At 37.2% G+C, this 4,933-nt stretch carries 4 protein-coding genes; 2 read left to right on the top strand and 2 right to left on the bottom strand.

Annotated features, from left to right (window positions below; genetic code table 11):
- Positions 1-102 precede the first annotated feature (102 nt).
- The gene (gene tnpA, locus D5R40_RS30340; RefSeq protein ID WP_192901108.1) at positions 103-525 is read right to left on the bottom strand and encodes an IS200/IS605 family transposase; all 423 of its coding nucleotides are present in this window, start codon (positions 523-525) and stop codon (positions 103-105) included.
- A gap of 74 nt (positions 526-599) precedes the next feature.
- Between tnpA and D5R40_RS30345 the strand changes: the two genes are divergently transcribed.
- Together D5R40_RS30345 and D5R40_RS30350 are read left to right on the top strand one after the other, a co-directional pair.
- Positions 600-1,979: an RNA-guided endonuclease InsQ/TnpB family protein gene (locus D5R40_RS30345; RefSeq protein ID WP_192901272.1), complete on the top strand. Its 1,380-nt coding sequence runs from the start codon at positions 600-602 to the stop codon at positions 1,977-1,979.
- A gap of 43 nt (positions 1,980-2,022) precedes the next feature.
- Positions 2,023-2,937 (top strand): lysylphosphatidylglycerol synthase transmembrane domain-containing protein, encoded by a 915-nt coding sequence (locus D5R40_RS30350; RefSeq protein WP_124144261.1) that lies wholly within the window; start codon positions 2,023-2,025, stop codon positions 2,935-2,937.
- Positions 2,938-4,181: 1,244 nt separating this feature from the next.
- Here the strand turns inward: D5R40_RS30350 and D5R40_RS30355 are convergent.
- Positions 4,182-4,829, bottom strand: a complete 648-nt coding sequence (locus D5R40_RS30355; RefSeq protein WP_124147257.1) for a transposase — start codon at positions 4,827-4,829, stop codon at positions 4,182-4,184.
- Positions 4,830-4,933 lie beyond the last annotated feature (104 nt).

A 4,933-nucleotide genomic window follows, 5' to 3' on the forward strand; every position in this document is an offset into this window, starting at 1 on the left:
ACAACCATAAGGGGGTTGGTAAGGGGGTGCTGGTTTCCCCACTCCTCCACAGGGTGGGGCGGAAAGCACCCCCTTACATAAATAAATGTTGATCCGCTTCGATCAAGATGTTTGTCTACCTCCCGACTGATTTTTGATGTAATCTTTGACTATTTCCAAGGGTGCGCCACCACAGGAAACTATACATTTTGAGTCATGCCATAATTTAGCTTTTCCCCAGTAAAATTGGTTGATTTCTTGAGCATATTTTCGTCTAATAATTCTGCTGGTAGCAGACTTTAGAGATGATATTAACTGGGAAATATTATTGTCTGGATGTAGCTGAATCAATATGTGTACATGGTCTGGCTCACCTTCAAACTCTTCTAAGGAACAGCGTTTAGCAGTTAAAACTTTTTCTATGATTTCCCTCATATCTTTAATCATGTTTGTAGTCAATACTTTTTTTCTATATTGAGTCACGAAACATATATGCAGGTGAATGTCATAGACTACATGAGAACCACGGTTTAATTCTTTTTCCATAATTTCTACTCATTTTTATTTTTGGTGTTAAGATAATTATATCGACTCAAACTTTATCTAGAGGTGATAGTTCTATGGCCAATAGAAGATTGACTTTTCGACTGTATCCGACAAAAGTACAGAAAGAAAAACTATTTTTAGTCAGAAAACTACACCAGCTTTTGTATAACGCTGGTGTCGCTCATAGGCGTTTTGAGTGGAGAAAAAATCGCTCAAATGTAGACTATTTCACTCAGCAAAACGCATTACCAGGTTTTAGACAGCAGTGGTCCGATTATCAACAGCTTAATTTAAGTTCATTGCAAGCAACAGTCAAGCGTGTTGACTTAGCTTATAATGCTTTTTTTAAAGGAATCAGGAAACGCCCAAAGTTTAAGTCAATTAGGAATTACTCCGGTTGGACTTACCCAGATGGTCGTCAAGGTTTTAAGGTGCAAATTGAAAAGTGCCAAAAATATTCTGTTAACTGTGGATGGGTGACACTTAATGACTTGGGTATGAGACTCAGGATGCGGGGTAGGTTTAAGTATTGGGGAAAACCTACTACTTGTACGATTGTTTATCGTCCTCATAAAGATGAGTGGTATGTTTCATTTAGTATCAAGACCTCGGAACCATTACCGTTGTTTGGCAGTAAATCTCCCTTAGATTATGAGTCAATGGTGGCTTTTGACCTTGGTACTCAAACAGCTTTGACTTGTTATGATGGCTATGGTTTTGACGAAATTAGTAATCCTAGATTTGACAGGGAGTTTGCCCCAAAAATTCAGCAAGCTTCACGTCAACTCAAAAGAAAGCAAGGACCAATTAAAGGTAAGCAAAAAGCATCAAGTAGATGGAAAAAAGCGAAGAGAAAAATCTCTAAGCTCAAGGCCAAACAATCAGCCGTAAGACAAGATTGGCAGCATAAAGTAACTACAGATATTGCTAGTTGTTATGACATCGTAGTTACTGAAAAATTAAATGTTAAAGGCATGACCCGAAAAGCCAAGACAGGTAAACGCTCAAAGCAAAAAGCAGGTCTCAACCGTTCTCTGCTTGATGTTGGCTTTGGAACATTAAATCAGATGGTGTTGTATAAAATTTTAGGTAAAGGTGGTTTGCATATAACCATTGACACCAGGAGAGTCAAGCCTTCTCAGAGATGCCCTAGCTGTGGAACAGTTCATAAAGAATGGGCACAGTTGAGTAATCGTTACCATGTTTGTGATGATTGTGGTTTTGAGGTGCCAAGAGACCAAGGCTCGGTCATGGTGATGTGGAATGTTGCTGCAGATCGGCAACCGGGGTTAGGAACTGGCCTCGTTAATCGTCGATGCTCAAGCTCTACTGATTCGACCCGTAAACATACAGGCTCGATGAGGCAACTGGGGCAAATGAAGCGCTCAAAATCTCAAAGTGCGGACTTTGTTGACGGGGACTTAGAAACCCCGTCCGTCTACACGGCGGGGTAGTTCATAGAGTTAGCAATTATTCAACAAATCAGTATTATTTTTTATGAAAAAAGTTTTATCAAGGTTGAAACCCTATCTGGCGTGGATTATTTTAGGAGTAACTTTATTTTTTCTAACTAAAACTCTCAAAGACCAATGGCAACAAGTACTAGAAATTAGAATTAGTGATTCTGGGTGGGTAAGTTTAGGAACTGCTTTTATCGTCACAATAATAGCTCATTTATGGTCTGGATGGGTATGGTTTTGGATTATTAAAGAATTCAATCAATCAGTTAATCTAAGATGGACTATTAGAGTATATCTCCTCACAAATGTTGCCAAGTATTTACCAGGAAATATATGGCATTTTTATGGTCGGATTTCTTCAATAAAACAGGCGGGAGTACCCGTTGAAATTGCACTTTTAACTGTGTTGATAGAACCGCTTTTAATGGCTGCTGCAGCTTTAGCTATTGCTTTATTTGCTTCCACTCAAGAAAGTTTGTTTTTACAATTTTTGTGTTTTTTTGTAGTCATTTTTATTCTTCATCCACGAATTTTAAACCCGGTAATTAAATATTTAGCTAAACTAAAATTAACAGTTAAAAAATCTGATTCATATCTACATACTGAATTAAAATTAGTACGCTATCCAATTAAGCCTTTTTTCGGAGAAATTTGTTTCATTTTGCTTCGAGGTTCTGGATTTTTGTTGACTATGTTGGCGTTCAATTCTATTGAATTTAATCAAGTTTTATTAATAATTAGTGTCTTTAGTTTAGCATGGCTATTAGGTTTAGTTGTGCCAGGGGCGCCTGGAGGTGTTGGGGTATTTGAAGCAACTGCTTTGGCTTTACTGGAGCAAAAATTTTCCCCTGGTATTGTGTTAAGTGCTGTTGCGTTTTATCGCTTGATTAGTGTTTTAGCTGAAACTTTTGCTGCTGCTTTAGCTTGGTTGGATCAACAAAATCAACAGTAAAAGGAGGAAGCAAGAAGCAAGAAACAAGAAGGAAAAATAAAGGTTGATTATTAATATTTCCTGATTTTAGATACTCTATAAGTCAACAGTAGTAATGAAAATTGCTATACAATTAATTTTGCTGATACCAATTAAATGTCAAGTTGCATAGAATAAACTTAAATATTTCTCTGCTTTTAAAAGTTCTAGTTATAGCACTATGCAAAAACCCTCTTGACATTATTGAAAAGCAGCAATCTTCAAAATCTCATGGGTGCATCTCAGTATTTGCAAAAATACTTTTTTCCTATCTATTCCCTGTTGCCTGTTGCCTGTTGCCTAAAAGCCAAAAAATTATGGCTTTATTCAAAATTGAGATGCACTCAATCTCATACTATTTCAAAATCCTTAATTCTCTGTTTCATCTACTTCTTGATAATTGCCGTTGCTCATCTTCTCAAAATTAGTCGTGAAACGCCTGAAATTTATAGCTAAAAAGCGACAGCTCTCAATAAATGTTGCTGCCATGATTCTCAATAAATATCAAATTAATACAGCAGTTTTCGAGTCGATCAGGTAAGTAGGTTGCCCTAAATAAACGTTAAAAAGATAAATCATTTTGTATCTCTATGTTTAAGCAATTAGAGTTAAATTTATATTGCTTTAATTGATATTTTTTAGCAGAACTCCTTTCTTGTTCTCGTTCTCGAGGGAATTTTTTGGTCACGAGTCAACCTTGAAAGTTCTTGCTCTTCTGATTCTGTTAGCTGAATTTTGAGACTGGCTGACATATAGCGATCGCTCTTTTTTAACTACTTTATCGGTACTTTGGCAAAAAATATGTTAAGAACAGGATCAAACCCTTATATAGTCTAGGTTTTACATTTAATCAACCTTTTTCCTGATATATCTAGGTTTGAGCCATTTTTAGCCAGAGCAACGTATTTCCCTTACCGAAAAATTGTGGTTTAAAGCCTCCTCTTTTCAGGGGATAATAAAGAAAAATTTTCATGATTAGTCAATCCTCTTCTTTTCAAGGAGAGGTAATAATTAATAATTAATAATTAATTATTAATTATTAATTGTTAAACCCTACTAGTGCAGGATGGCAGAAATAAGTGACCAGTAGAAGCAATGCCTTCTTCCTGAGATAGAATACTCAGAAGTGTGATCGCGATCGTAAAATAAATGGTCAATAGCCAAGCTAAAAATGATCGGCATTGAGTTGGATCCTTGAGTCAGTATGACCATGAATCTGAATCTGGTTAATCATCCTCTGAAAACCCCTGAAATTTCCAGATAAAAGGTCTGGCTAGAGTACAGTTGAAATAGTCAATAAAATTCAGTATCTTCTGCTTGAGGTCTGAGGTGGAAGAGAAACTGCTACGCCGGAGTAAACGCCTGGCCAAAATAGAGAACCAACACTCAATTTGATTCAGCCAAGAAGTATGTTTAGGGATATAAACAAAGCGAATCCGGTGAGACTCGTCAGACAAAAAAGCAGCACGAGTTACCATAGACTGGAGAATACCTGATTTCTGTTTCACCCCCAAATCAGTCTGAATACCACAACCTTGAGCCACAAGACGGACTAATGATTCAGATTTATGAGTATTGAGTTGATCTACAAGAAAAATCCATCCTCCATCAGAATCAGTATCGATAGTCTGTTCAATGTGTTGCAGAAAATCAACTTCTGTGGGGGTGGCCTTAATTGAAGGGGTAATGATTTGTCCTTTGGCAATATGGCAGTTGGCCAGTAGACATTGAGTGCCATGGCGAATGTACTCAAACTCATTGCGTTCGACTCGTCCTGGCTCTATTGGTTGAGTGGGGCAAATTCTCTCATTAGCTTGGATACTCGTCATTTCATCGGTACTAATCAGATGAATTCCTTTTTCGAGTAATATCATGTCCGGTAGCATCGGTCTTGTATAGCAAAGGTAAGGAAGAAGGAAGAAGGAAGAAGGAAGAAGAAAGAGGGAAGAGGAAAGAAGGCTACCCTCGCAAGAAAAAA

Origin of the sequence: Okeania hirsuta (assembly GCF_003838195.1) — a bacterium.
Classification (GTDB): Bacteria; Cyanobacteriota; Cyanobacteriia; order Cyanobacteriales; family Microcoleaceae; genus Okeania; species Okeania hirsuta.